Genomic DNA, 25,355 nt, shown 5'->3' with positions numbered 1-25,355 from the left:
GCCGAAATGTTCGCCCTCTACATCGAAACCCAACTGGGGCCGACGCTGCGCGAAGGCGACGTTGTCATACTCGACAACCTGTCGAGCCACAAAGCCCCGGCCGCAGCGGCGTCCCTACGCGCGATTGGTGCATGGTTCCTGTTCCTGCCACCCTACAGCCCAGATCTGAATCCCATCGAGATGGCCTTCTCGAAACTCAAGACACTGATCAGGAAGGCCGCCGCGCGAACCTATGACCAACTCTGGGCCGCCGTCGGACAGGTCTGCAACCTCTTCTCGGACGAAGAATGCTACAACTACTTCAAAGCCGCAGGCTATGAGGCCGATTAAACGCGACACGCTCTAGGGAGAAGCCGACCATGAAAACCGGCCCGGGAAGGTTCCCGGAGCCGGAATGAAGAGGTTGTAACGAGAGGCGCTCAGGCGCCAGTCGTTTCGCGTTCCCCCGCCGTGATCGGGCAGTAGGAGACATGCCCCGGCGCGATCTCCTGCGGCCCGGGTTTATCACCGGCGCAGCCTGCCTGCGCCACCGGGCAGCGCGTGCGGAAGACGCAGCCCGAGGGCGGGTTGAGCGGCGAGGGCAGATCGCCCTCCAGCACGGGGTGCGCGCGGGCAAGTTCCACAACCGGGTCCGGGATCGGCACCGCCTGCACCAACGAGCGGGTATAGGGATGCACGGGCCGCTCGATCAGCGTATCGGCATCGGCGGTCTCCATGACCCGTCCGAGATACATCACCAGGATCCGGTCCGAGATATGTTTCACCACGCTGAGATCATGCGCGATGAAGATCAGCGACAGGCCAAGATCGCGCTGCAGCTCGCTCAGCAGGTTGATCACCTGCGCCTGCACCGAGACGTCGAGCGCCGAGACCGGCTCGTCGCAGATCACCAGCTCCGGGTTCAGGATCAGCGCACGCGCAATGCCGATGCGCTGGCACTGGCCACCAGAGAATTCATGCGGGTAGCGGTTGATCTGGTTCGGCAGCAGACCCACGCGTTCCATCAACTCGCCGACACGGCGTTTGACCTCGGCCTTGGGCGTGCCCGGCGCGTGGGTGGTCAGCGGCTCGGCAATGATCTCGCCGACCTTCATGCGCGGGTTGAGCGCCGCAAGCGGGTCCTGGAACACCATCTGCGCGGCCTGCCGGTGGGCGCGCCGCTTCTGCGGCTCCATCTGCAGCAGGTCGTCGCCCTTCCACAGCACCCGCCCGCCGGCGGCCGGCACGGTGTTGATGATAGCGCGCGCCACGGTGGACTTGCCCGAACCGGACTCTCCCACGATGCCAAGCGTCTCGCCTTTTTCCAGCTCGAAGGAGACACCGCCCACCGCGTGCAGCGGCAGCGAGGGCGTCCAGGGCCATGCCCCGCGCGGGCGGATATTGAAGGTGACGCGAAGGTCTTCGACCTTCAGCAGAGGCGTACTCATGCGACTTCCTCCGGGCTGCGGTGACAGGCGCGGACGCGGGTCTCGGAGATGCGTTCCAGCGCCGGAACCTCGGCCTTGCAGCGCTCATCGGCCTTCGGGCAGCGCGGCTCGAACGGGCAGGCCTTGAACGCCTTGAGCATGTCTGGCGGCTCACCGGGGATCGTGGGCAGCGTGTCTTCCTTGCGGTCAAGTCGCGGCACGGCTTCCAGCAGGCCGAGCGTGTAGGGATGGGTCGGGTTGGCGAAGATCTCCGCCGTCGTGCCCCGTTCCATGATCCGGCCGCCATACATGACCATCGTGCGCGCGCAGGAGCCCGCGACGATTCCGAGATCATGGGTGATCAGGATCATCGCCGTGTTGAACTCGTTCTGGATGTCGCGCAGCAGGTCCATGATCTGCGCCTGAACGGTCACGTCGAGCGCGGTGGTCGGCTCGTCGGCGATCAGCAGCCGCGGACGGCACAGCAGCGACATGGCGATCATGATCCGCTGCCGCATGCCACCTGAGAATTCATGCGGATACATCGTGATCCGCGCAGCGGCATCGGGGATGCGCACGGCATCCAGCATGCGCACGCATTCGGCGCGCGCCGCGCGGCGGGACATGCCACGGTGGAGCGTCAGCACTTCTTCCATCTGGTCGGAGACCTTCAGGAACGGATTGAGCGAGGTCATCGGGTCCTGGAAGATCATCGCGATCTCGTCGGCCCGGATACGGTTCAGCTTCGCGTCGGGCAGGTTCAGGATCTCCTGCCCGTCCCATTTCACCGAGCCGGTGGCGTGGCCGTTGCGCGCCAGCAGGCCGATGGCGGCAAAGGCGGTCTGGGACTTGCCGGAGCCGGACTCGCCCACAATGGCGAGCGTATCGCCCTCGCGCACGTTGAAAGAGACACCGTTGACCGCCGAAACGATCCCGTCATTGGTCTCAAAACGGACCGCGAGGTCCTTGATTTCAAGCAGGGCCATGGATCAACGGTCCTTCGGGTCGAGCGCATCGCGCAGGCCATCGCCGACAAAGAAGAAGGCGAATAGCGTGATGACGAAGAAGAAGAGCGGGTAAAGCAGCATCCAGAGCGTGCCATATTGCATCTGCTTGGCACCTTCGGAGATCAACGCGCCCCAGGAGGTCGCGGGCTCCTGCACACCGAGGCCGAGGAAGGAGATGAAGCTCTCGAAGATGATCATGGTCGGCACCAGCAGCGTGGCATAGACGATGACGACGCCGAGCAGGTTGGGCACGATATGCCGGCGGATGATCGTGGAGGGGCGCACGCCGATCGCGTGGGCGGCCTCGACGAATTCCTTGTTCTTGATGCTGAGTGTCTGGCCGCGCGCAATCCGCGCCATGTCGAGCCAGGAGATCAGACCGATACCGACAAACAGCATCAGCACCGAGCGGCCAAAGATCACCAGCAGCAGGATCAGAACGAACATGTAGGGGATCGACAGCATCACGTCGACGATCCGCATCATCACGTTGTCGATCCGCCCGCCGTAGTAACCAGCGGTGGCGCCATACACGGTGCCCACGACCACGGCGATCAGCGCACCGATCAGGCCGACCATGAGCGAGATCTGCGTGCCTTGCACGGTGCGGGCAAAAAGGTCCCGGCCAAGATCGTCCGTGCCGAAATAGTGCTTCGACTCGAAGCTCGGCCGGCCCATCGTGTCGACCTGTCCGAGCACCCCCCAGTCGACCTCCTCGTTGGACCAGGGCGTCATGTGCTGCCCGAAGGCGGCAAAGAGCCCGACCAGGATCAGGATGATCAGGCCACCCACGGCGGCCTTGTTGCGGAAGAAGCGGATGCGGGCATCGGCCCAGAGCGAGCGGCCTTCGATCTCGGCACCGATCTGGGCTGTTTCCAGCTCCCTGGCTTTTGCGCGGTTGAGGATCATGTGTGCGGCCTCAATAGCGGATCTTCGGGTCGATCCAGGCGTAGAGGATATCGACCACGAGGTTGAACAGGATCGTCAGCGCGCCGGTCAGGATGGTGATCCCCATGATCACCGAGTAATCCCGGTTGAGCGCCGAGTTGACGAAGAAGACGCCGATACCGCCGGTGGAGAAATACATGTCCACCACGACCGAGCCGGTGATCATCGCCACGAATGCCGGGCCGAGATAGGACACGACCGGCAACAGCGCGGGCTTCAGCGCGTGGCGGAAGATGACGCGGCGCATCGGCAGGCCCTTGGCGCGGGCCGTGCGGATATAGTTGGCGTTGAGCACTTCGAGCATCGAGGAGCGGGTCAGGCGCGCGATCGAGGCCATGAAGGAGGTCGAAAGCGCAATCACCGGCATGATGACGTATTGCCATTGCCCTCCCTGCCAGCCGCCGCCCGGCAGCCAGCCGAGCCACAGTGTGAAGAACAGCACCAGGATCGGCGCCATGACGAAGTTCGGCAGCACCTGAGCACCGATGGAGATGCCCACGGCGAGATAGTCGAGCCAGGAATTGTGATAGATTGCGGCCATGACGCCCAGGCTCATGCCCACGACGACGGCGACGACGAAGGACCAGAACCCATAGGTCAACGTCACCGGGAAGCCCTGCGCGATGATGTCGTTCACCGTCTGGTTCTTGTACATGTAGGACGGTCCGAAATCGAAATGCACGACCACATTGTAGACATAGTTGAACATCTGCACGACGAGCGGCTTGTCCAACCCGTATTTCGCGTTGAGGTTGTCCATGACCTCGGGCGGCAGGGCGCGTTCCATGTCGAACGGGCCGCCGGGTGCGGCGTACATGATCACGTAGGAGAAGACGACAAGGATGAGCAGCGTCGGGATGGCGACGGCCAACCTGCGAATGATGAAACTGAGCATGGGGGAGCCTGTTTAGGGGTGGGCGCGCAGAGGAAACCCCCAGCGCGCCCCTGCTAGGAACGCTTATTCTGCAATGCGGTACAGGTCTTTCGAGTACCAGTTATTTTCAGCGTTGTTATAGGGCCAACCCTTGATGTCCGCGCTGAGCAGGAAGGTGTTGGCGTAGTGGTAGATCGGCGCGATCGCGGACTCGTCCGAAATGATCTGCTCGGCCTTCGTGTACATCTCGTTCGGGTTGTCCGAGGTCTTAGATGCCAGCATCAGCGCGTCATATTCGGCGTTCGAGAACTTGCCGTCATTGGAGCCGTGCGTTGTGGTGAGCAGGTCCAGGAAGGTCGAGGCCTCGTTGTAGTCCGCGCACCAGGCAGAACGGGCAAGGTCGAAATGTCCGTCACGGCGGACATCCAGATAGGTCTTCCACTCCATGTTCTCGAGCGTGGTCGAGACACCGAGCTTCTGCTTCCACATCTGGCTGACGATCGTGGCGATCTGCTTGTGGCTCTCGGAAGTGTTGTAGATCAACTTGAGATCGAGATCCTTCACACCGGATTCTTCCATCAGCCGCTTGGCCTCGGCATCACGCTCGGCCTGGGTCATGTTGGCAAAGTCGATCTCCGGCATCTCGAAACCGGCGGTCTTGACGTGGCTGAAGTTGTAGGCCGGCCACTGGCCACCCTTCAGCACCTGGTTCACGATCACGTCTCGGTCGATCGCCAGCGTGAGCGCACGACGCACCCGCGGATCCTGGATTTCGGGCTTCGCATCGGGGCGCAGGTTGAAAGCGTAGTAGTAGGAGCACAGACGCGGCACGGAATGCGCCTCGTCCGGCAGCTCTTCCTGCAGCGCCGGGAACTGGCCTGCGGGCAGCGGCTCGAGATGATCGAACTCGCCCGCCTTGTAGCGGGTCAGCGCCTGCGTCTCGGAGTTGATGATGAGGCCGGTCGTCTTCTCGATGATGACGTTGTCGGCATTCCAGTACATCGGGTTCTTTTCGCGCGTGTGGTACTCGTTCAGCACCATCGCGGTCAGGTTATAAGCGCCGTTATTGACCATGTTTTCCGGATCGGTCCACTTGGCGCCGAATTTCTCGACCGTGGCCTGATGGACCGGCGAAAGCGTGGCATAGGTGGTCATGGCCGGGAAATATGGCAGCGGCTGGGTGAGCTGCACTTCCAGCGTCTTGTCGTCGAGCGCTTTCACACCAAGCTCAGACTTGTCCATCTCGCCGGCGACGATCTCCTTGGCGTTCACCATCGAGGTCAGCTCGACATACCAGGCATAGGGCGAGGCGGTCGCCGGGTCGGCGGCACGCTGCCAGGCATAGACGAAGTCCTGCGCGGTGACCGGGTCGCCATTGGACCACTTCGCGTCGCGCAAATGGAACGTGTAGGTCTTGTTGCCGTTGGAAGCCTCGTAGCTCTCGGCCATGCCGGGGATCAGGTTGCCATCGGCATCCTGAATCATCAGCCCTTCGAAGAGGTCGCGGATCACGTGGGAGCCGGCGGTTTCCTCGTTCAACTGCGGGTCCAGCGTCGGGAACTGGTCAAGCAGACGATAGGTGAAGGTCTGGTTGTCGGAGAGCTTCTCTCCGGTCACCGGATGCGTGCCCTCGGCCAACGAAGCGGTCGCGAATACGGCCGTCGCTGCTGTGAGCGTGAGCATTGCCTTGAGGTTCATTATTGTCTCCCTGTTGATGGCAAGATGGGTCCGGGCTTTCGCCTCCAGACGTGCCTGCAGGCACTATGAACGCGCGGACCGACTGGCGCCAATATTTTCTGCTTAACGCGGGGCACAAGGGTGACGTAGCGGAATACAGAGCGCTGCCAAGCGAATTCAAGGGCTTCGCGCGTGCGGCATCAAAGCGCTTCAAACACCAGTCCCGTGATTGCGTTACAATGCCCGAATCGGTCAATCCGGTTGACGGAAATCTCAGAGAACCTGCAGCAACGACAACTCTTCGGGCCCGTAGAAGACCTCGTCCTCGAGCCCATCGGTCAGGTCTGCTGACCCAGTCAGGAAGAGCCCCGCGGAAACCCCGGTATCCTCGTTGAACCAGACCCCGCCGGTGAAACCGAGCGCATGCCCCGCATGACCGATCAGCGGCCCCGGAATGCGCTTCTCGCTGCGATAGATCGTCAGCCCGAGGCCGAACTCGCCGAAATGGCCATCGCAATCATTGCCGTTCGGCGCCTCGGGCGTGAATTTCCAGCCCGTCGCGCGTTGCAGGGCGCCAGCCGGGCTGTCATCGCCCAGCAGCCGCGCCAGCCGCGCCGCTTCGATGACGCTCATGCGCAGCCCCGCATGGGGCGAGATCAGCAGCGTGTCGCGCTGCAGCACGTAATCGGCAAAGCTGAAACCGCGCCCGTCGCCCCAGACGATATCCGCGCTCCAATCCGCCGCTTCCGGCTCGGTTTGTGGCTCGAACCCGGCCCCGCGCCATTGATAGAGCGGCACGCGCCGCGCCCGTTCCGCAGCCGGCACACCGGCCCAGTTGAAGCCGCCCCCGATCCCCGCCGGCGCCAACACGAACTCCCGCGCAAGGGTGTCGAAACGGCGCCTCGTGACCGCCTCCAGCACGGCCCCCAGCAGCACGTAGTTGAGGTTGCAATAGCGAAACCAGCTCCCCGGCGCATTTGCGGACACCACCGCGCCGGCATTGGCCGCGACGAACGCCATCGGGCTTAGTGGGCGCTCGAAAATATACCCCGCCGCATCGGTCAGCCCGGAGGTGTGGTTGAGCAGCATCCGCACCGTCACGCCCGGAAGCGTGCCCGGATCGCCCTCCAACAGCCCCGCCACCTCCGAGTCGAGATCCAGCATCCCGCAAACGGCCAGCGCACAGGCAACCCGCGCCGTCGCCGCCTTGGAGATCGAGGCCATGCGCAGCCGCATCCCCGGATCGGCAAGGGCATTGCTGCCCGTCGCCGGTCGATCCGGGTGAATTCTGCCCGTGACATGCGCCTGCTCGCGGCCATCCCGGTCGATCAGGCAGATCCCGCCGCCGAGAAAGCCCCCCTCCGAAACGGCGCCCTCCAGCCGCTCCTTCAGCCGTTCAAACATGCAAGTCTCCGTTGTTTTCCGTCCAGACGCGCCGGCACGGGGTCAGGCTTCGAACGCCCGTATCATGTCGATCACTTCAGCCGTCTTGCGCTCCAGCAGCGCCCTGTCGCCACGCGCCTCCACGTTCAGGCGCAGCACCGGTTCGGTCGAGGAGCGCCGCAGGCTGAGCCGCCAGTCGGCAAAGCTGAGCCCCAGCCCGTCCATCCGGTCGATCTCGCAGCCCTCGCCAACAAGCGCGGCCTCAATGGCCTCCATCGCCGCCCCCGCATCGGTGACGCGGAAGTTGATCTCGCCCGAGGAGGGATAGTTCGCGCGCATATCGCCAATCAGCGCCGAGAGCGGCTGGCCCATCCGGCAGACATGCTCGGCGATGAGCAGCCATGGGATCATGCCGCTGTCGCAATACATGAAGTCGCGGAAATAATGATGCGCCGACATCTCGCCGCCATAGACCGCATCCACCTTGCGCATCGTCGCCTTCACATGCGCATGGCCGGTCAGCGATACGACCGCCTCGCCGCCGTTCTGCGCCACGATTTCCTGCGTGTTCCACATCACGCGCGGGTCATGCACGATCTTCGCGCCCGGCACCTTCTCCAGGAAGGCCCCCGCCAGCAGCCCGACGAGGTACTCGCCATCAATGAAGGCGCCGGTTTCGTCGAACAGAAAACAGCGGTCGAAATCGCCGTCCCAGGCGACGCCGAAATCTGCTCCCGCCGCGCGCACGGCCTCGGCGGTCAAGGGGCGGTTTTCCGGCAGGAGCGGGTTCGGGATACCGTTCGGAAAGCTCCCGTCGGGCAGATGATGCAGCCGCTCGAAGGCGATCTCCGCACCGCGCGCTTGCAACGCGGCGGCGACGGCATCGAAGCTCGGCCCGGCGCAGCCATTTCCGGCATTCACCAGCACCTTGCAGTTCGACAGCTTGGCCGGATCGACGAAGGACAGAACCTTCTCCACATAGGCCGGCCGGGGATCTTCCTGCCGCAAACGCCCACGGGGGCCACTCGGCCCATCGATCCCGGCGGCGACGAGGTCGTGCATCTCGCGGAAGCCGCCATCGGGAGGGATCGGGCGGGCGCCGGTCTCCACCAGCTTGATGCCGTTGTAATCAATCGGGTTATGCGAGGCCGTCACCATCAGCCCGCCCCCCGCGCCGAAATGATCGGTCGCGAAATAGACCTCCTCGGTACCGCAGAGCCCGATATCGATCACGTCGACACCGCTCTCCAGCAACCCTTCGGCAAGGGCCGCCTGGAAACTCTGCGAACTGGCGCGAATGTCCCGGCCCAGCACCACCGTTCCCGGCTCCATCACCCGGGCAAAGGCCCGGCCGATCTGGCGGCAGATATTCTCGTCGAGGTCTTCACCGACCCGCCCGCGCACGTCATAGCTCTTGAAACAGCCGAGCTTCATCCCGAGCCTCCCGTTCATGCAGTTGCCTCCGCTTATGCACGTTCCCACCGGCGCCACCAAGGCCCGCCCCGCCAAAGCGCGGCGCGACTTGCCCGAACTGTCTCCGTCGACTAGGGCTGCCGGCAAACAGGAGGCGCGCATGATAGATCTGGCCGGTTGGGAAGAGTTCGTTTGCGCCCTGCTGTTCTTCCTGCTCTCCCACGCCATCCCGGTGCGCCCGCCCGTGAAGGCAGCAATCGTGGCGCGGACCAGCACACGGGCCTTCACCCTCGGCTATTCCGCCCTGTCGCTCGGAGCCCTCGGCTGGCTGATCGGCGCGACGGGGCGCGCGCCCGGCGTCCTGCTCTGGGACCGGCTCCCCTGGCAGACATATGTTCCCCTGGTCGGTATGGCACTGGCCTGTGCCATCGCCGCGCTGGCTATCGCGCGCCCGAACCCGCTCTCCTTCGGCGGCGCGCAGAACGCTCGGTTTGACCCGCAGGCCCCTGGCATTGTCGGCTGGTTCCGCCACCCCTTGCTGGTGGCGCTGCTGATCTGGTCGCTGGGACATATCCCGCCGAATGGAGAATTGGCGCCGGTCCTGCTCTTCGCGCTCTTCGCCGGGTTCTCGGTTCTCGGCATGCGGATCATCGACCGGCGGATGCAGCGCCAGCTTGGTCCGGTCGAATGGCAACGGCTGGCCACGACGCGCCGCGCGCTGCGCGTCACCCCCGGTGGCGTGAAGCGCCTGCTCTGGGGGGCGCTGGCCTATCTCGCCCTGGTCTATGCGCATGAGAGTGTCATCGGGGTCACGCCGCTTCCGTAAGCGGGAAAACCTTCACCTCCCCTAGAAGGTATCAAGGATCAGGTTGAGAAACTCGCGCCGGAATTTCGGACAGGCGAAACGGGTACACATCGCCTGGCTGGCCATGACCATCTCGGCGCATCGGGCAGGGTTCTCCCGCGCCCAGGCGAGTTTCTCCTCGATATCGCCCGCGCCGGGCTCCAGCGGAATGTAATGCTGCCACGGCCGGAAGGCGCCGGTATAGAACAGCTCCCAGCCATCCTCCTCCTTCAGGACAACCGAATTGGAGTTGGCCGCGGTGAAGAAATTCGAGCCGGTATCATGCCCCGACAGGCTGGCGATGTAGCGGTAGCCATAGACCCAGGAAAGCGGCACGCGCTCCGTACAGTAGAGCGACAGCAGGGACTCCTCCCGCAGCGTCCTGAACTGGTCCGGCAGGGTGAAACCGATATCGAAATCCGGGTGGCCGAAATAGCGGCTGACGAATTCGTATCGTGTCAGCTGCATCAGTTCCGCCTCCAGTAACGTCTCCGCCTCCCCGCCCCGCTCCGCCTTCATCAGGTCCTGCAGGATCTGGTGCGACGGGCGGCGGATCTTCTGTTCGGGGAAGCGCCCGGCCAGCGCGCGACCGGCGAGGTTGCCGCGCCAGGCCAACGCGTCCTTCTTCTCCTCGAACGGGATCGGGTCCGGCGTCACCGCCTGCGCGAAATGGCGCTCGCCGATCGTGTGGTAACCCGGCAGGGGCCAGAGCACGAGATTGGCCGCCCCGGGGCGCCGGTTATAGGTGACGATCCGGTTGTCGGGCGCACGCATCCCGTCCGCGCCGAGGTTGCGCCCATCCTGCATGTCGATTTCCATCGCCCGCGGTCGGTGCAACGCCAGAACCTCGTTCAGCACCCCCTGCACCCGGTCGAGCTTGGGCATGCGCGGCCGCGCGAGGAAACGGTCCACCTCCCAGCCTAGCTCCCGATAAAGAGGCAGCGGTTCGCCCTTTCGGTCGAGCACCTGCGCCCGCCCGTCCCAGACTGCATGCACGGCGGAATGGCGGTTTGCGTCGAGCAGGGCATCGGGGGCGGGGTCCAGCGCCGCGCAGTGGCGCGCCACCGATTCCACGAAAAGCCGATCGATCGGCGCCGCGCCACGTTTCGGCCCGGCAACCTCCATCCCACCGCGCAGCGCCACGAGTTGCCGCTTGCGCTTCTCCCGGATCTTGCGCCCCGGCCCGCCCGGGATCTTGCGCAGCTCGAACCACGGCGCCAGCCGCTCGGCAAGGTCGCCCGGCTGGTCGCTGTCTATATTGTACCGGATGAGCCGTTCATTGCCTTCGAAATGGGTCAGCACATCCGAGATATGCCGCTCCCAGTCCCGCAACCAGAATTGCGGCACTTCGTTGATCGGCAGACCCAGGTGATGAGCGTGGAAGCGGATATATTGCCCGTCGTGATGGCTCGCCCGGCTGGCGGCCCAGGCCTCCGGATCGCGCTCGTTCAGAAGAAAGACCGCCTCGGGGAACTGTTCCTCCAGGAAGCGGAACTCCTTGAAGGCTTCCAGCATGGGCCGGTCGTAACGGTGCACACTTTCGAGATCCGAAAACAGCCGCGCCTTAGGCCAATCCGTTAACGGAACCTGACCGGTCGCCTTGGCATAGAAGATATCTTCGGCCAGCCCGCCCTGCCCCCAGTGGCGTGCCTCGTAGCCATTTGCCTGAAACAGCTCGGTAATGAATTTCGTTCCGCATCGGTTGAATCCGATCTGAAAAACGACAGGGGCGGGCGATGCCATAAGGCGATCCTTGTGTTGAAAGGGCTTTCGCGCCGAACGCTCCGGCGCTGCATGCATGGGTTGAACTTAGTTCCTTGAAAAGTCGCAAACAACTTGGTCGGAAATTTGGCCCGAGCGTGCCCATTGGGTGCGCGTCGCGCCCTTGCACCGGCGATGTCCCCGCGCCGTTGAGGCAAATCGTAACGGGATGCCTTTCTTTTGCCCCAATTCGTTAAGTCGCGGGAAAGCCAGATATCATCACCTCAACCCATCGAGTTGATCCGCAGCAGAACCTTTCTGGATACGGACAATACGGTGGGGCAGAAGATGACAACGACCATCTCTTTCGAAACTTCCGATACGTCTCTGGGGACGGTCTCCGAAGACATGTTCGGCGGCAATTTCCTCATCGACCGCGACCGCATGGGCGATGGAACCTATGACGAGGCGATCACCGATCTCGGCCTGAGCAACCTCCGCTATCCCGGCGGCACGGTGACCGAATGGTATTTCGACCTCAACGACCCCAACAAGACCTGGGGCTGGGATCCCGAACGCGGGGCATGGCGCGAGCTGGAGCCGCTCTCCGATTTCCTGGCCGATGCAGCGGCGATGGGCGTTGGCGTCGACATGGTCATTCCCACCGGTTGCCTGCTGACCGAGGGCGATGTCGGCAGCCGCGTGCCCATCGATACCGCCTACCAGGATGTCTACAATTTCGTCTACCACCTGCTGTCGGGCGCCTATGGCGACGCCGATATCGTCACTCTCGAGATTGGAAACGAGTACTGGCTGGGCGGCGGCATGGATGTGGTCGAGTACGCCCAGGTCGCCTCCATCATCGCCGAGGCCTCCCAGGCAGCCATCGACCAGTTGAAGGCCGACGGTCTTGTTCCCGCCGATTGGGACGAGCCGGAAATTGCCATTCAACGCGGCCAGTACGGCAAGTATTCCACCGAAAAGGGCTGGGTTCAGAACGATTACCTGATCGACGCGATCTCCGACGAGGCCGCCGCCGCGATCGACGCCGTCGTGACCCATTACTACGCCTCGGGCGATTACGCGGACCTCGCCAACACAGCCTATCGCTTCGACTATCTCGACAGCTGGAACGAGAGCGGGCGCTTCGGCGACCTGGAATACTACGTCACCGAGTGGAATGTCGCCGGCAACAATTCCGACGATCTTGGCATGCGCGGCGCCTCGGTCATGTTCTACATCTTCTCCGAGATGGTGATCCGGGGCGTGGACGCCGCCTATGCCTGGCCCGTCCAGCAGACAACCGACATCACGCTCACCGGCAACGAGGGCGATACATCCCTGACCATTTCCGGCGAAGCCTTCGCGATGCTGGCCGACAACACCGCCGGAAAGGACCTGGTCGCGCGGTACGACTATGGCGACGGGCATGTCTATGTCTACGAAGACGCCGATCAGACCGTGGTCTATATCGCGTCCCGCAACGGGGGCGACAGCGAGGTGGAACTGGACCTCACGGCGCTCGGGCTGGACGGTTACTATTACACCACCACCGCGCTCGGCACCGACGGCGCGCTCGATGATCCCGATGCCGAGCCGATCCTCTCGATCGAGGCCGGCTTCACCAATACCGGCGGATCGGCCGTTTTCGACATCGGTGGCTATGGCGTCGTACAGATCGTTTTCGAGCGCAGCAATACCTTCAACTACGAACTCTACGGCACGGAGGGCAGCGACGTGCTGACGGGTTTCTATGCCGAAGACACGCTTTACGGGCTCGGCGGGAATGACACCATTTCCGGGGAAGGTTCCAACGACTGTCTCTTTGGCGGCGATGGGATCGACACGATCTCCGGCGGTGAGGGGCATGACAGGATCTTTGGAGAAGGCGGCGCCGACAAGCTCTACGGGGGCTCCGGATGCGACTGGATCGAAGGTGGCGAAGACAATGACCGGATCTATACCGGCACCGGCGCGGATATCGTGGGCGGCGACGCGGGCGACGACCAGATCATCGATGGCGGCGGAGCGGACCGGATCTGGATGGGCGATGGCAACGACAAGTTCGAGGATTGCGCGTTCTACGACAATGCCAGTGACGAGATCTATGGCGGCGCGGGAAACGACCGGATCGTTGCCTTTGCCGGCGATGACCTGCTCATGGGCGAAGACGGAAACGACCGCCTCTACGGGGGCACCGGCCATGACATTCTGGACGGCGGCACAGGCCGGGACGAGCTTTGGGGCGGCGATGGGCGGGACCAGCTGTTTGGTGGCGACGAGGACGATACGCTTTGGGGCGAGGGACAGGATGACCAACTGAACGGCGGCGCAGGCCGGGACAAGATGTATGGCGGCAATGGCCAGGACGCGCTCTATGGCATGGAGGACGATGACTGGATGTATGGCGAAGGCGGCGCCGACATCCTGGATGGCGGCGATGGCAGGGACTTCCTGGATGGCGGTGTCGGCGCAGACGTGCTGATCGGCAACGCCGGCAATGACAAGCTCTACGGCGGCGCCGGCGACGACTCGCTCGATGGCGGAACCGGCAGGGATTATCTCTATGGCAGTACAGGGAACGACACGCTCGCGGGTGGCGCCGAGGATGACCGCCTTTATGGCGAGGATGGCAGCGACCAGATCTTCGGAGACGATGGAAACGACCGGCTCGATGGCGGCCTCGGTTCCGACAGCCTCGACGGCGGCAATGGCAGGGATATCCTTGAAGGCGGCGCCGGCGACGACCTGCTCCACGGCGGCGCCGACGATGACTGGCTCTATGGCCAGGACGGCAATGACATGATGCACGGCGGTTCCGGGCGGGACCTGCTTCTGGGCGGCATCGGCGACGACCGCCTCTACGGAGACGACGAGAACGACTTCCTCGCCGGCGGTGACGGGCAGGACCTGCTTGTCGGCGGCGATGGCGACGACATCCTGGTTGCCGGCGACGACGGCGGTTGGCTGCAGGGCGGCGAAGGCCATGACACGTTCGTCTTCGACACGTCCGAGGCCCTGCACAATGTCTACGATTTCGAAGAAGGTGACACGATCCGGATCGCCGGGGGCGGCGAGATCGACATCGAATACCAGGAGAACGGCAATATCGAGATCACCTGCGGCGATACGACGATCGTGCTCTACGGCACCGATCCCGGCGTTATTGCAGACGATTACCTTGTCGCCTGATGCCGATTTGTCTCGGCCTTAGGCCTTGCCTTGGCATGTATTCGGCGCGATGAACCTGCGACCGAAGCTTCCAGGAGGGTCTGGGCCATGGCCAAACCATGCATCATCTGCGTCGCGATCACCGGATCGGTTGCAACCAAGCAAAACAATCCCTCCGTTCCGATCACGGTCTCCGAACAGATCGAGAGCGTCCACGAATCCTTCGAAGCCGGGGCGAGCATCGCGCATTGCCACGTCCGCAACGATGACGGCTCCCCCAGCTCGGACCCGGAGAAATTCGGCCGCCTGAAGGAAGGGCTGGAAAAGCACTGCCCGGGCATGATCCTGCAATTCTCCACCGGCGGCCGCTCCGGCGCCGGCGCAGCGCGCGGCGGCATGCTTCCGCTGGCGCCCGACATGGCCTCGCTGTCGGTGGGTTCGAACAACTTCCCGACCCGCGTCTACGAGAATCCGCCCGACCTGGTGGACTGGCTCGCCAGCGAAATGCGCAAATACGACGTGAAGCCCGAGGTCGAGGCCTTCGATCTCAGCCACATCCATCAGGCCGTCGCCATGAACCGCGACGGGCGCATTCCCGGCACGCTCTACGTGCAATTCGTCATGGGTGTGAAGAACGCCGTGCCCGTGGATAAGGATGTGTTCGACTACTACATCCGCACCATGGAGCGCCTCGCCCCCGAGGCCGAGTGGTGCGCCGCGGGCATCGGCCGGTTCCAGATCACCGTGAACGAGTGGAGTATTGCCGCGGGCGGCCACACGCGCACGGGCCTTGAAGACAACGTCCGGCTGGACGCCAACACGCTTGCCCCCTCCAACGCGGCGCTGGTCAGGCGCGCGGTCGAGCTTTGCGAGAAATACGAGCGCCCCGTCGCCACCTGGCAGCAGGCGCGCGAGATCCTCGAACGGCCGCTCAAGACCGCCTGAACCGGACCATCTTCGCAAATACAGGCAAACCGCCCGGAGCCACGCTCGGGCGGTTCTTCATGTCATCCCGATGCGATGGATCAGTGCGTCCAGACCGTGCGGCGGTTGGTGGCGAAATTCTCGCCATAGCCATTCTTGCGAATGACCGGCTTGCGCTTCTTGGGCTCGACCAGAACATAGTCGATCCCCTTGGCTTTCGCATAATCCACGGCGGCTTCGCGGCTGTCGAATTTCAGCTTGATCTGGGCGGCCATGTCCGAATTGCTCGGCCAGCCCATCAGCGGATCAATCGCGCGGCCCCCCTCGGGTACCATCTCGAGCATCCAGACCTTCGTCTTTCCGGTCCCCGATTGCATGGCATTCTTTGCAGGCTGATAGATACGCGCGCGCATGGGCACTCTCTCCTTGGATCCTGGCGAATATATCGCCAAGCTGGCCCCTTTGTGCAAGGGGCCAATCTGTCTCGGGAGGGTGGAGGGAGGTTGCCAGCCGGCGTCGAGGGAATGGGGGTGGGTCGTGAGGCGAACCGGCCGACAACCGTACTGCTGCGTGGACTTAACGTAGCGTCATTTTGTTCGAATCGCCAGCCAATTCACCCCATCCGGGAACTAATGATCCCCCACGCGGCGCATTTCCGCCACCCTGGAAACAAATAAGCGGGCAAGAACAAGCGCCTGCCCGCCCGTTCACAAGGCGCTTACTTGCACTTTGCCCTTGGGCAGTTGAAATGGAACAAAACCGGACCATTGCCCCAACCAAGGCGACTCGCCCATGCCCTATGCCCATTCCGACAAGCGCGAACCGACCCTTCACAGCCCTGCGCCCGATGTCAGGGCGCGGGAGAAACTGGAAGGCGGCAAGCACTTCGAGTTGCATGCGTCATTCGAGCCGGCCGGGGACCAGCCCCAGGCCATCGTCGAGATAACGGAAGCCCTCCGGCAGGGAGAGCGCGACCAGGTTCTGCTCGGCGCGACCGGCACCGGCAAGACCTTCACCATGGCCAAGGTGATCGAGCAGACGCAGCGCCCGGCGATCATCCTTGCGCCCAACAAGACGCTCGCCGCCCAGCTTTATGGCGAGTTCAAGAGCTTCTTTCCGAACAACGCGGTGGAGTATTTCGTCTCCTATTACGACTACTACCAGCCGGAGGCCTATGTCGCCCGATCGGACACCTATATCGAGAAGGAATCCCAGATCAACGAACAGATCGACCGGATGCGCCACTCCGCGACCCGGGCGCTTCTGGAACGCGATGACGTGATCATCGTCGCCTCCGTCTCCTGCATCTACGGTATCGGTTCGGTCGAGACCTACGGGGCGATGACGCAGGACCTGCATGTCGGCAAGGAATACAACCAGCGCGAGGTGATGGCCGACCTGATTGCCCAGCAATACCGCCGCAACGATCAGGGCTTCCAGCGCGGCTCCTTCCGGGTGCGCGGCGACGTGCTGGAGATCTGGCCCGCCCACCTCGACGACCGCGCCTGGCGGCTCTCTTTCTTCGGCGAGGAACTGGAAGCACTGACGGAATTCGACCCGCTCACAGGCGCGAAGACCGACACGTTCGAGCGCATCCGCATCTACGCCAATTCCCACTACGTCACGCCGAAGCCGACGATGAAACAGGCCATCAACGGCATCAAGAAGGAGCTGAAGCAGCGCCTCTCCCAGCTTGTCGACGAGGGCAAGCTGCTGGAAGCCCAGCGCCTCGAACAGCGCACCAATTTCGACCTCGAAATGCTGGAAGCCACCGGCGTCTGCAACGGCATCGAGAACTACTCCCGCTACCTCACCGGCCGCGCTCCCGGCGAGCCGCCGCCCACGCTGTTCGAGTTCATCCCCGATCGCGCGATTGTCTTCGCAGACGAAAGCCACGTCTCCGTGCCCCAGATCGGCGGCATGTATCGCGGCGACTACCGGCGCAAGTTCACGCTGGCCGAGCACGGCTTCCGCCTGCCCTCCTGCATGGACAACCGCCCGCTCAAGTTCGAGGAATGGGACGCGATGCGCCCGCAATCCGTCTTCGTCTCCGCCACGCCCGCGGCCTGGGAACTGGAGCAAACGGGGGGCGTCTTCACCGAACAGATCATCCGCCCCACCGGCCTGCTGGACCCGGAAGTGGAGATCCGCCCCGTCGAGATGCAGGTGGACGACCTCCTCGACGAGATCCGCAAGGTCACCGCGCGCGGCTTCCGCACCCTCGTCACCACGCTGACGAAACGCATGGCCGAGGACCTCACCGAATACCTGCACGAACAGGGCATCAAGGTCCGCTACATGCATTCCGACATCGACACGATCGAACGCATCGAGATCCTGCGGGACCTCCGCCTCGGCGCCTTCGACGTGCTGGTCGGCATCAACCTGCTGCGCGAGGGGCTCGACATCCCCGAATGCGGCCTCGTGGCGATCCTCGATGCCGACAAGGAGGGTTTCCTGCGCTCGGAAACCTCCCTCATCCAGACCATCGGCCGCGCCGCGCGCAACGCCGATGGCCGGGTGATCATGTATGCCGACCGCATTACCGGCTCGATGGAACGCGCGCTGAAGGAGACCGAGCGCCGCCGCGTCAGGCAGATGGCCTATAACGAGGAACACGGGATCACGCCGGAGACCATCCACAAGAATGTCGAGGACATCCTGCAGGGCCTCTACCAGGGCGATGTGGACATGGCGCGGGTCACGGCACAAGTCGACAAGCCGCTGCACGGCGCAAATCTCGAAGCCCATCTCCACGGGCTGCGCACCGAAATGCGCAAGGCCGCCGAGAACCTCGAATTCGAGGAAGCCGCCCGCCTGCGCGACGAGATCAAGCGGCTGGAAGCCGTGGACCTGACCATCTCCGACGACCCGCTGGCGCGCCAGAGCGCCGTCGAAGCCGCCAGCGAAGCCGCGCTGAAGGGTCAGGGACGCTCAACGGCTGGCAGGCCGGGACAGCGCGGGGGAGTTAAGAGGCGGAAGCGTTAGCTATCTGCCAGTGACTTCCAATCTCCGTAATCCACTAGGCTCTGGACCCATTAATTTGGTTGCGGTCTCCGCGTGATCTTGATTCAAGCTCCCAAACTTCAGGGGGCGTGATGAGCAATCTTTTCTGGCTGACTGACGAACAAAAGGCGCGGCTCCGACCTTAGCCTGCCATCGGCGGACTGGCTATGGGTGCAGATGCCATGGCGAAGACCACGGGAAGAATACCTCAGGCAGAAACCGCCGAGGGCTTGGGGAAGTTCATGGTGGTTGGTCTGGTTCTGGTGTCGGCCCTGATCGCAGCGAGCTGCGCGGGCCTGTCACTCTATGTCGGCAATGGTTGGCTGAGAACGATCGCGATTTTTTTCGCGACCGGCGTTGCCTCGTCCTTCGTGTTGTTGCTCTACGTGATCTTCAACGAAATGCGGAAGCAGGATCCGGACACGCAACCGGCGATCTCCCCGCACGCCCATGCGCAACCGCACGAGCGCTTGCACAAAGTGGCCTGAGCCCGGCGGCCGGCAAAGCTCCGGCAAGGCGAAAAGGGTAACCACTTCTTAACCGAGATGAACGAGCGTCGGGGCATGTGGACTCGTGCCGTTCTCCTGATTCACGGCGTGCTCGCCATGATCTTCGCAACAGCGCCCGCTTGCGAGGCCGGTGGCGGTTGGCCACGTGGAACGGATCGCGTTTTCGCCTCCGTCTCCTATTCGACCTTCGGCGACATGCAAGGTTACGTGACCGGTCTTACCTATAAAATTCCCGGCGTCGAACCTGTCGAGCTTACGGAAGAACTCGGTTTCTTCGTCGAGCTTGGCCTTTCCGAAACGCTGACCTTCGGTCTCGACCGGAACAGCCGCCCGAAGCAGGAAACGCAGAGCTCCGTCTTCTTCCTGCGCAAGAACTATTCCCGTCCCAACTGGCGCAGCAGCTACGGAATCGAGATCGGGCTTGGCGGGTACAGGGACTGGCGGCAAATCAACGACACCCAGTTGCGACTCGGCCTCGCCTGGGGGCGCGGCTTCGAAACACGCTGGTTTGACGGCTGGGCCGAGGTGGATGCGAAAGTGGCGACGCTCGAAAAGACGGAGTCCGTCTACTGGAAAGTCGATTCGACCCTTGGTTTCAAACCGACTGAACGCTCCACGTTCTTTCTCCAGATGCAATCGGGCGCCATGGACGATTTCGACATCTATACCCGCGCGGTTCCGACCTACGTGATGCGGATCAACCGGCACATCAGCCTGGAATCCGCCGACACGGTTGGCGTGCGAAATGACGACGCGCAGGGGATTAAAGTCGGCGCGTGGCTCGAATTCTGACCGCAGAACGACCGCTTCCGGGCGCAGAGCCCTTTTGAACCCGCGCGGATCGGCTATATCTCGACCCATGTCCGATCCGCATCCCGAGCTGCCCCCCGCAGCCAGTCCAACCACGAATGAGCGCGCCGCGATTCCGCCCGCCACGCCAGACACCCGTCTGGTCGCCGCGCTCGTGCTGGGCGCCGCCGTCTGGGCGGACGGACAACCGTCCCCCACTCTGCGTCGCCGCGCCCTGCACGCCGCGCGCCTTTTCCGGGACGGTCATGTCACGCATATCATCGGCTGTGGCGGGCTCGGGAAGAACCCGCCCAGCGAAGCTTCGGTGATCGCCGGGATCTGCCGGCAGGCCGGGATCCCGGAAGCTGCAATCCGGCAAGAGGCGCATTCGATGCGCACGCTCGAAAACATCGCCTACGCCCGGCCGATTCTACAGGAAATCGGCACGCACCAGGTGTGCATCGTCACCGACGGATACCACCTCCCGCGCGCGCGCCTTATTGCAAGGCGATTGGGCCTTAGCTGCATGGACGCACCGCCAGTGCCGCCCGGCCCTCTCACCGCGCGCAAGCTGAAAACCATGCTCCGCGAAGCATTTGCCTATCTGTGGTATCTGCTGCGGGCGCCATCTGCGCCCTGACGCGTCAGCGTACGACCATCACCGCGCAGGCGGCATGACGCACGACCTGCGCCGCTGTGCTGCCGAGCAGGTAGTCCGCCATACCCGGCCGATGGCTGGCAATGATAATGCAATCCTTGCCGTGCTCCTCGGCATAGTCGAGGATCGTTCGGCCTGCATGGCCTTCGACGAGCACACCATGCCCGTTCGGCACCTGGGCGGCGAACCGGGCAAGTTCGGCCATCAGCCCTTCGCGTGTGGCCTCGGACAGATCGAGCGGCATGTAATGCATGGCATAGGCAGGAATATGCTCCATGACATGAAGTAGGGTGATCTCCGCTTCGGGCGCCGACAGGGCACGCGCGACATCAAGCGCAGCGCTGATCTTTGCGTCATCATCGAAGGACACCGGCACGAGGATCTTGTGGTACATTTTTCCCTCCCGTACACGCGGCGAGTATCTACCGAAAATCAATCACCTACATTGATACAGGTCACTTTCGCGAAAAATCACGCGTGGCGGATGAAGGGCGACAGGACCGGCGCGCCGGGAAGGAGCCGCCCAAGGCTGTCGAAATCCGAAGACGGGTTGGACGCCCAGACCGGCCGGCTCGCCAGCCCGTCTATCACCGCGGCCTGCTGTTCCAGAACGCAGGCGATGCGTGCGGCGAAGGCATCGCGCGCGGGCGCTTCGTGATACCCGTGAACCTCATGCACGCAGACCGGCTCCAAGACGGTGAAACCGCAATAGCGCAGCGCATGGGCCAGCGGCCAAAGCAGCAGGCGCAGATCGCCCTCCCGCCCGTCCGGCCCGCATTCTTCCGCCCGGCAGCCGGTGGAGACGCACATCAGTGCGCGCTTCCCCGCGCAAGGGCCGTCCTCGAAACGCCGCTCGACAGCGTGCAGCGCCCCGTGCACCAACGCCCTGTCGAACCACCCTTTGAGCATCGCGGGCGGCCCGAACCACCAGATCGGGAAATGCAGGATCAGCAGGTCGGCGGCACGGATCTTGGCCACCTCCGCTGCCAGTTCCGGCGGAAGCGTGCCGGCGGCGGCCGCCGCCTCCTGGACCCGCAATGGATCGAAACGCCCTTCGTGGCGATAGAGTTCCGCCCGCTCGGCAGGGTCGAACCCCATCGCGTAGAGATCGGAGGTGGCAACGTCGCCCGCACCGGCAGCCGCCTCGGCGGAGGCCCGCGCCCAGGCGGCAGTGAAGGAGTCCGGCTCGGGATGAGCCGAAACCACGAGCGTGTTGGTCAAGGCGTCCTCAATGGAAACTGGATGCGACGTCATACATGACCGGTTCGAAGCTCCGGCACAACTCGTTGATCCGCCGGTTCCGGGCGCGCATTTCGTCGCTGCGCAGCATGGCGAGGAAATCTTCCCGCCGCGCCCATTGCGAGTAATTCGCGATCCGCGTCTGCGCGTCGTTCACATGCAAGCCCGCGCCCACGAAGCCGGGCTGCTTGGAAATGAAATTCTCGTATGCGTCGACCAGTTCGTCCATCAGGTCCTGGCAGGTGCCCGGCGTCATCTCGAACGTTGTGATGACGGTCTGGACATCGTTGGCTGTGGAAATTGTCGGCATTGCACCCTCCCCTTCTTTCGGCCAGCCTATCATGCGAAAGCGCGCGGCAGAGCGTGAAATTCACGCGTCGCTCGCTCCGGACCCGAAATTCCAATACCGCGATGACGGACACATGAAAAAAGGCCCGCCAGTTCCGGAAAGGCGGGCCGGGTTTCGCTAATTCTCGCCGGATCAGCGGACGACATGCACCGCGCATTTGGCGTGGCGAACCACCCGTGCTGCGGTCGAGCCAAGGAAATAGTCCTGCATGCCCGGCCGGTGCGACGCGATCACGATGCAGTCGACCTTTGTTTCGTCGGCATAGTCGAGAATCGTGCGGGCGGAATGGCCTTCGACCACGACAACCTCGGCATCCTCGACATTCTCGGACAGCGCCGACAGCCCGCCGGTGATATCGGCGCGGGCCTTCTCCAGGTGATCGGGCGGCAGGTATTCGGTCGCATATTGCGGCAGGTGCTCCATCACGTGCAGCAGCGTTATCTTTCCGCCCTCGGCACGAATGGCCTGGGCGATATCCATCGCCTCGCGGGCATTGCGATCCGCCTCGAAGGAAACGGGGACGAGGATGTTGTCATACATGATGCGATATCTCCTTAGATGGCGTCAGGGTAGACCTCAATCCGGCCCTGTTCCTTGATTCATGTCAGCCCGAAGGCCGTAAAGCCGTGCATCCGCCCGAACCGGACGGACAAGACCGGAGAGCGGGTTGAATCGTCGTTTGCATTTGTCATGGATCCCTTGCGCGCGCGCCTCCGAACGCTACCCTGCGACGGGAAGGAAATTGACGCAAGAGACGATGTCCACAAAGAAAACCGACCCGATCCGCCCGACGGATGACGCCGCCAGAGCAATGGCGCAGGATCTGCTGGCCCAGGCCCGCTTTGCCGCGCTTGGCGTTCTGGAACCTGGCAGCGGCGCGCCGTTCGTCTCCCGCATCGCCATCGGGCAGGCCCCCAACGGGACACCGCTCACGCTTGTCTCCTCCCTGTCACAGCATACCGGCGCGCTCAGGGCCAATCCCGCCTGTTCGGTGATGGTCGGCGAGCCGGCGGCGAAGGGGGATCCGCTGACCCATCCCCGGCTCACGCTGCAATGTAGGGCGCGTTTCGTGGAGCGGCAGTCGCCCGAACACGGGATCCTGCGCGCGAGCTGGCTCGCAAGCCACCCCAAGGCGAAACTCTATGTCGATTTCGGGGATTTCTGTTTCGCGATGCTGGAGGTGGAGCGGGCCTTCCTAAATGGCGGTTTCGGCAAGGCCTATCAGCTATCACCGCAGGACCTCGCTCCGCGCACGTAGGCGTCTATTTCTGCGACAGCGCCGCCAGCTTGCCACGGCTCATCAGGAGTTGCGTCCGGCGCGGACTGCTGGCCGATGCATAGACATCGACGAAAACAGCCTGCTTTGTGAGCTTGCGCAGCGCACCCGGCTTGCACGCCATCTTGGCCGACCCGCAGGCCCGCGCCCGCATCTCGGCATAGGCCTTGTCGGTGTCCGTTCCCTTCGGTTTCATCCCGACGGGGCCGTAATGGACGAGTTCATACAACTCGACAGAACCGAACATCGCCACGGCGCCGCTCACTTTTCGGGCACAGCCATCGGAGAAGCCGGTCACGTGGAAATCCCGCACAGCGGTGCTGCCGGGAGCGGTGTCGTACAGCTTCCAGCCTCCCGGCCCTTTCTCAACCACCTTGCCGAGCGCCTTGCCGCGCAAGCCGCAGGCTTTTGCGACCGGGCCGGACTCCGTGTTCACCTCACTTGTCGCCGTCGGCGACTTGCTCGAAGCACGAAACAGGCCACCAATGCCCTTCTTGCCCTCGGCCGACAGGCTTGCCGGGAGAGCGAAGACAAGGATGAGCACAACGAGACCCCGCGCGAGAACGTGCGAAATCGGCATGATGGAAAACCTCTGGTTGAAAACGGATCTTGAATAACCCGCACGGACAGTTCGCGCAAGCGCCGGACTTACCCATTGGGAAAGCAGGCATGATCCCGCCAAAGCGCGATCCGGCGCGCCCCCTTGACTTCGCGGGGCTTCGCCTTCTGCATGCACATATCCATGATCGCCGGGCGCTCCACGCCAGCAATCGAGCACTCCAACTCTCCCAAAGGCTCCCCATGACCAAGCTTCAGAATACGCGCGGCCCGATGACGACAGCCATTCATGCCGGGGAAGCGCCCGACCCGACAACCGGTGCCTCGGCCCCGCCGCTGCACATGACATCGACCTATGTCACCGATCAGGTCGCCGGCTTCTCGGCGCATGATATCGGCGAGGAGAGCGGCTATCTCTACACCCGCTGGGGCAACCCGACCGTGGACATGTTCGAAAGGAAAATGGCCGCGATGGAAGGCATGGAGACCTGCCTTGCCACCGCCTCCGGCATGGCCGCGGCCTCGGCGATCTTCCTCACCTTCCTGTCGGCGGGCGATCATGTCGTCGTCTCCGACGTCTCCTATGCCGGCGTGGCCGAACTGGCGCGCGACACGCTCCCACGGCTCGGGATCGAGGTGAGCCTTGTCGACATGTCGGACCTTGAGGCCGTGGCCGCCGCGATCCGTGACACCACGAAACTCGTGCATTGCGAGACCCCCGTGAACCCGATCATGCGGCTCACCGACCTGGCCGCGGTCTCCAGGCTGGCCCATGATGCCGGCGCGCTGCTCTCCTGCGACGCGACCTTCGCCTCGCCGCTGGGGCAGGACAACGCGGCCCTCGGCGTGGACCTCGTGATGCACTCGGTCACCAAGTATATCGGTGGCCATGGCGACGCGGTGGGCGGCATCGTGGCCGGCTCCGCGGAGTTGATCGCGCGGCTGCGGCTGGAAGCGGGTATCCATCACGGCGGCATCCTCTCGCCCTTCAACGCCTGGCTCATCGCGCGCGGCGCGGCCACCCTGCCGCTACGCATGCGCGCGCATGAAGCGGGTGCGCTGCAAGTCGCCCACTGGCTCGAAACCCGCGACAGCATCACGCGCGTGTTTCACCCCGGCCTCCCCTCGCACCCGCAGGCCAACCTGGCCGCGAAGCAGATGTCCAATACCTCCGGCATGATCTCCTTTCAGGTGGGCAGCGCCGCCCGCGGGCAGGAACTGGCGCAGCAGATGATCGACCGGCTGGAGATCATCCATTACGCCGTCTCCCTCGGCCATCATCGCAGCCTCATTTTCTGGATGGAAACCGATGGCCTGATGGAGACGTCCTTCCGCTTGAGCGGACGCAATCTCGACAGCTACCGCGCCTTCGCCGGGGACGGGATTTTCCGGCTGTCGGTCGGGCTGGAAGATGCCGAGGACCTGATCGCCGACCTGGCAAAGGTGCTCTAGAAGGGACAATCGCCGAGCAGATCGGCCATTCGGGGGCGCGCGCGTTCCGCGCGCGAAAACGATCCTCCGGATCGTGCCTCCGGCGGGGATATTTCACGGAAAGATGAAACCAGACGGCGTCTGCATCATCTTTCCCTAAATATCCTGGGGGGAGCGCTCGAAAGAGCGCGG

General features: G+C 63.6%; 24 protein-coding genes. 10 read left to right on the top strand and 14 right to left on the bottom strand.

All coding sequences use genetic code 11. The features are described from left to right. The coding region (locus tag BLR85_RS14470; RefSeq protein WP_139188402.1) for a transposase at window positions 1-330 on the top strand (330 nt) is incomplete at its 5' end. An 89-nt stretch (window positions 331-419) separates the two neighbouring features. On the opposite strand, the gene BLR85_RS14465 is transcribed toward BLR85_RS14470, so the two are convergent. The 7 genes from BLR85_RS14465 to BLR85_RS14435 form a co-directional block, all read right to left on the bottom strand. Next, on the bottom strand, window positions 420-1,427 hold the full coding sequence (locus BLR85_RS14465) for an oligopeptide/dipeptide ABC transporter ATP-binding protein (protein ID WP_093157316.1): 1,008 nt from the start codon (window positions 1,425-1,427) through the stop codon (window positions 420-422). Next, entirely contained in the window at window positions 1,424-2,392 is a 969-nt protein-coding gene (locus tag BLR85_RS14460) for an oligopeptide/dipeptide ABC transporter ATP-binding protein (protein ID WP_093157314.1), read from the bottom strand. Before BLR85_RS14460 ends, BLR85_RS14465 begins: the two co-directional genes overlap by 4 nt. 3 nt (window positions 2,393-2,395) lie before the next feature. Further along, complete coding sequence (locus tag BLR85_RS14455; RefSeq protein ID WP_093157311.1) at window positions 2,396-3,322, bottom strand: ABC transporter permease subunit; 927 nt, start codon at window positions 3,320-3,322, stop codon at window positions 2,396-2,398. A gap of 10 nt (window positions 3,323-3,332) precedes the next feature. Continuing rightward, on the bottom strand, window positions 3,333-4,256 hold the full coding sequence (gene oppB / locus BLR85_RS14450; protein WP_093157307.1) for an oligopeptide ABC transporter permease OppB: 924 nt from the start codon (window positions 4,254-4,256) through the stop codon (window positions 3,333-3,335). 63 nt (window positions 4,257-4,319) lie between these two features. After that, entirely contained in the window at window positions 4,320-5,933 is a 1,614-nt protein-coding gene (locus BLR85_RS14445; protein ID WP_093157304.1) for a peptide ABC transporter substrate-binding protein, read from the bottom strand. A 252-nt stretch (window positions 5,934-6,185) separates the two neighbouring features. Next, a complete protein-coding gene (locus BLR85_RS14440; RefSeq protein ID WP_093157301.1) occupies window positions 6,186-7,316 on the bottom strand; it encodes a serine hydrolase domain-containing protein in 1,131 nt (376 codons plus the stop codon). 42 nt (window positions 7,317-7,358) lie between these two features. Further along, window positions 7,359-8,747 (bottom strand): phosphohexomutase domain-containing protein, encoded by a 1,389-nt coding sequence (locus BLR85_RS14435; protein ID WP_280138481.1) that lies wholly within the window; start codon window positions 8,745-8,747, stop codon window positions 7,359-7,361. A 121-nt stretch (window positions 8,748-8,868) separates the two neighbouring features. Here BLR85_RS14435 and BLR85_RS14430 point away from each other — a divergent pair, with 121 nt between their 5' ends. Next, the gene (locus BLR85_RS14430) at window positions 8,869-9,534 is read left to right on the top strand and encodes an NnrU family protein (RefSeq protein WP_170844577.1); all 666 of its coding nucleotides are present in this window, start codon (window positions 8,869-8,871) and stop codon (window positions 9,532-9,534) included. A gap of 21 nt (window positions 9,535-9,555) precedes the next feature. On the opposite strand, the gene BLR85_RS14425 is transcribed toward BLR85_RS14430, so the two are convergent. Continuing rightward, window positions 9,556-11,295 carry a glycosyl transferase family 90 gene (locus BLR85_RS14425; protein ID WP_139188401.1) on the bottom strand — a complete coding sequence of 580 codons (1,740 nt, stop codon included), beginning with the start codon at window positions 11,293-11,295 and terminating at the stop codon, window positions 9,556-9,558. A 306-nt stretch (window positions 11,296-11,601) separates the two neighbouring features. Between BLR85_RS14425 and BLR85_RS14420 the strand changes: the two genes are divergently transcribed. Together BLR85_RS14420 and BLR85_RS14415 are read left to right on the top strand one after the other, a co-directional pair. After that, window positions 11,602-14,445 (top strand): calcium-binding protein, encoded by a 2,844-nt coding sequence (locus tag BLR85_RS14420; protein ID WP_139188400.1) that lies wholly within the window; start codon window positions 11,602-11,604, stop codon window positions 14,443-14,445. 87 nt (window positions 14,446-14,532) lie between these two features. Continuing rightward, entirely contained in the window at window positions 14,533-15,369 is an 837-nt protein-coding gene (locus BLR85_RS14415) for a 3-oxoadipate:acetyl-CoA acetyltransferase (RefSeq protein ID WP_093157289.1), read from the top strand. An 80-nt stretch (window positions 15,370-15,449) separates the two neighbouring features. On the opposite strand, the gene BLR85_RS14410 is transcribed toward BLR85_RS14415, so the two are convergent. After that, complete coding sequence (locus BLR85_RS14410) at window positions 15,450-15,761, bottom strand: ETC complex I subunit (protein WP_068311042.1); 312 nt, start codon at window positions 15,759-15,761, stop codon at window positions 15,450-15,452. Between the two features lie 379 nt (window positions 15,762-16,140). On the opposite strand from BLR85_RS14410, the gene uvrB reads away from it, so the two are divergent. The 4 genes from uvrB (at window position 16,141) to BLR85_RS14390 (ending at window position 20,292) form a co-directional block, all read left to right on the top strand. Beyond that, window positions 16,141-18,336 carry an excinuclease ABC subunit UvrB gene (gene uvrB / locus BLR85_RS14405; RefSeq protein ID WP_093157286.1) on the top strand — a complete coding sequence of 732 codons (2,196 nt, stop codon included), beginning with the start codon at window positions 16,141-16,143 and terminating at the stop codon, window positions 18,334-18,336. A 200-nt stretch (window positions 18,337-18,536) separates the two neighbouring features. Beyond that, window positions 18,537-18,842: a hypothetical protein gene (locus BLR85_RS14400; protein ID WP_139188399.1), complete on the top strand. Its 306-nt coding sequence runs from the start codon at window positions 18,537-18,539 to the stop codon at window positions 18,840-18,842. A 75-nt stretch (window positions 18,843-18,917) separates the two neighbouring features. After that, on the top strand, window positions 18,918-19,655 hold the full coding sequence (locus BLR85_RS14395) for a hypothetical protein (RefSeq protein WP_139188398.1): 738 nt from the start codon (window positions 18,918-18,920) through the stop codon (window positions 19,653-19,655). A 67-nt stretch (window positions 19,656-19,722) separates the two neighbouring features. After that, on the top strand, window positions 19,723-20,292 hold the full coding sequence (locus BLR85_RS14390; RefSeq protein ID WP_244520736.1) for a YdcF family protein: 570 nt from the start codon (window positions 19,723-19,725) through the stop codon (window positions 20,290-20,292). A 4-nt stretch (window positions 20,293-20,296) separates the two neighbouring features. Here BLR85_RS14390 and BLR85_RS14385 read toward each other — a convergent pair whose 3' ends face one another. The 4 genes from BLR85_RS14385 to BLR85_RS14370 all read right to left on the bottom strand — a co-directional run bounded on the left by BLR85_RS14385 (window position 20,297) and on the right by BLR85_RS14370 (window position 22,438). Next, entirely contained in the window at window positions 20,297-20,704 is a 408-nt protein-coding gene (locus tag BLR85_RS14385; RefSeq protein WP_093157278.1) for a universal stress protein, read from the bottom strand. Window positions 20,705-20,781: 77 nt separating this feature from the next. Then, window positions 20,782-21,531, bottom strand: coding sequence for an NAD(P)H-dependent oxidoreductase (locus BLR85_RS14380; RefSeq protein WP_093157275.1), 750 nt, complete (start codon window positions 21,529-21,531; stop codon window positions 20,782-20,784). 7 nt (window positions 21,532-21,538) lie between these two features. Next, window positions 21,539-21,859 carry an antibiotic biosynthesis monooxygenase family protein gene (locus BLR85_RS14375; RefSeq protein ID WP_093157272.1) on the bottom strand — a complete coding sequence of 107 codons (321 nt, stop codon included), beginning with the start codon at window positions 21,857-21,859 and terminating at the stop codon, window positions 21,539-21,541. A 171-nt stretch (window positions 21,860-22,030) separates the two neighbouring features. Continuing rightward, window positions 22,031-22,438, bottom strand: coding sequence for a universal stress protein (locus tag BLR85_RS14370; protein WP_093157269.1), 408 nt, complete (start codon window positions 22,436-22,438; stop codon window positions 22,031-22,033). Between the two features lie 217 nt (window positions 22,439-22,655). Between BLR85_RS14370 and BLR85_RS14365 the strand changes: the two genes are divergently transcribed. After that, window positions 22,656-23,156: a HugZ family pyridoxamine 5'-phosphate oxidase gene (locus BLR85_RS14365; RefSeq protein ID WP_093157266.1), complete on the top strand. Its 501-nt coding sequence runs from the start codon at window positions 22,656-22,658 to the stop codon at window positions 23,154-23,156. Between the two features lie 4 nt (window positions 23,157-23,160). Here the strand turns inward: BLR85_RS14365 and BLR85_RS14360 are convergent, their stop codons facing one another. Further along, a complete protein-coding gene (locus BLR85_RS14360) occupies window positions 23,161-23,754 on the bottom strand; it encodes a hypothetical protein (RefSeq protein ID WP_093157263.1) in 594 nt (197 codons plus the stop codon). Between the two features lie 221 nt (window positions 23,755-23,975). Here BLR85_RS14360 and BLR85_RS14355 point away from each other — a divergent pair, with 221 nt between their 5' ends. Continuing rightward, entirely contained in the window at window positions 23,976-25,184 is a 1,209-nt protein-coding gene (locus tag BLR85_RS14355; protein WP_093157325.1) for a trans-sulfuration enzyme family protein, read from the top strand. The last annotated feature ends 171 nt before the right edge of the window (window positions 25,185-25,355 follow it).

The organism is Aliiruegeria lutimaris, from assembly GCF_900099935.1.
Taxonomy (GTDB): domain Bacteria; phylum Pseudomonadota; class Alphaproteobacteria; order Rhodobacterales; family Rhodobacteraceae; genus Tropicimonas; species Tropicimonas lutimaris.
This window is presented reverse-complemented; position numbering and strand designations above follow the sequence as displayed.

What these genes read in the sequence shown, in the direction of transcription:
- BLR85_RS14465 (WP_093157316.1), bottom strand. Translation starts at nt 1,427, where the DNA reads ATGAGTACGCCTCTGCTGAAGGTCGAAGACCTTCGCGTCACCTTCAAT.
- BLR85_RS14460 (WP_093157314.1), bottom strand. Translation starts at nt 2,392, where the DNA reads ATGGCCCTGCTTGAAATCAAGGACCTCGCGGTCCGTTTTGAGACCAAT.
- BLR85_RS14455 (WP_093157311.1), bottom strand. Translation starts at nt 3,322, where the DNA reads ATGATCCTCAACCGCGCAAAAGCCAGGGAGCTGGAAACAGCCCAGATC.
- oppB (WP_093157307.1), bottom strand. Translation starts at nt 4,256, where the DNA reads ATGCTCAGTTTCATCATTCGCAGGTTGGCCGTCGCCATCCCGACGCTG.
- BLR85_RS14445 (WP_093157304.1), bottom strand. Translation starts at nt 5,933, where the DNA reads ATGAACCTCAAGGCAATGCTCACGCTCACAGCAGCGACGGCCGTATTC.
- BLR85_RS14440 (WP_093157301.1), bottom strand. Translation starts at nt 7,316, where the DNA reads ATGTTTGAACGGCTGAAGGAGCGGCTGGAGGGCGCCGTTTCGGAGGGG.
- BLR85_RS14435 (WP_280138481.1), bottom strand. Translation starts at nt 8,747, where the DNA reads ATGAACGGGAGGCTCGGGATGAAGCTCGGCTGTTTCAAGAGCTATGAC.
- BLR85_RS14430 (WP_170844577.1), top strand. Translation starts at nt 8,869, where the DNA reads ATGATAGATCTGGCCGGTTGGGAAGAGTTCGTTTGCGCCCTGCTGTTC.
- BLR85_RS14425 (WP_139188401.1), bottom strand. Translation starts at nt 11,295, where the DNA reads ATGGCATCGCCCGCCCCTGTCGTTTTTCAGATCGGATTCAACCGATGC.
- BLR85_RS14420 (WP_139188400.1), top strand. Translation starts at nt 11,602, where the DNA reads ATGACAACGACCATCTCTTTCGAAACTTCCGATACGTCTCTGGGGACG.
- BLR85_RS14415 (WP_093157289.1), top strand. Translation starts at nt 14,533, where the DNA reads ATGGCCAAACCATGCATCATCTGCGTCGCGATCACCGGATCGGTTGCA.
- BLR85_RS14410 (WP_068311042.1), bottom strand. Translation starts at nt 15,761, where the DNA reads ATGCGCGCGCGTATCTATCAGCCTGCAAAGAATGCCATGCAATCGGGG.
- uvrB (WP_093157286.1), top strand. Translation starts at nt 16,141, where the DNA reads ATGCCCTATGCCCATTCCGACAAGCGCGAACCGACCCTTCACAGCCCT.
- BLR85_RS14400 (WP_139188399.1), top strand. Translation starts at nt 18,537, where the DNA reads ATGGCGAAGACCACGGGAAGAATACCTCAGGCAGAAACCGCCGAGGGC.
- BLR85_RS14395 (WP_139188398.1), top strand. Translation starts at nt 18,918, where the DNA reads ATGTGGACTCGTGCCGTTCTCCTGATTCACGGCGTGCTCGCCATGATC.
- BLR85_RS14390 (WP_244520736.1), top strand. Translation starts at nt 19,723, where the DNA reads ATGTCCGATCCGCATCCCGAGCTGCCCCCCGCAGCCAGTCCAACCACG.
- BLR85_RS14385 (WP_093157278.1), bottom strand. Translation starts at nt 20,704, where the DNA reads ATGTACCACAAGATCCTCGTGCCGGTGTCCTTCGATGATGACGCAAAG.
- BLR85_RS14375 (WP_093157272.1), bottom strand. Translation starts at nt 21,859, where the DNA reads ATGCCGACAATTTCCACAGCCAACGATGTCCAGACCGTCATCACAACG.
- BLR85_RS14370 (WP_093157269.1), bottom strand. Translation starts at nt 22,438, where the DNA reads ATGTATGACAACATCCTCGTCCCCGTTTCCTTCGAGGCGGATCGCAAT.
- BLR85_RS14365 (WP_093157266.1), top strand. Translation starts at nt 22,656, where the DNA reads ATGTCCACAAAGAAAACCGACCCGATCCGCCCGACGGATGACGCCGCC.
- BLR85_RS14360 (WP_093157263.1), bottom strand. Translation starts at nt 23,754, where the DNA reads ATGCCGATTTCGCACGTTCTCGCGCGGGGTCTCGTTGTGCTCATCCTT.
- BLR85_RS14355 (WP_093157325.1), top strand. Translation starts at nt 23,976, where the DNA reads ATGACCAAGCTTCAGAATACGCGCGGCCCGATGACGACAGCCATTCAT.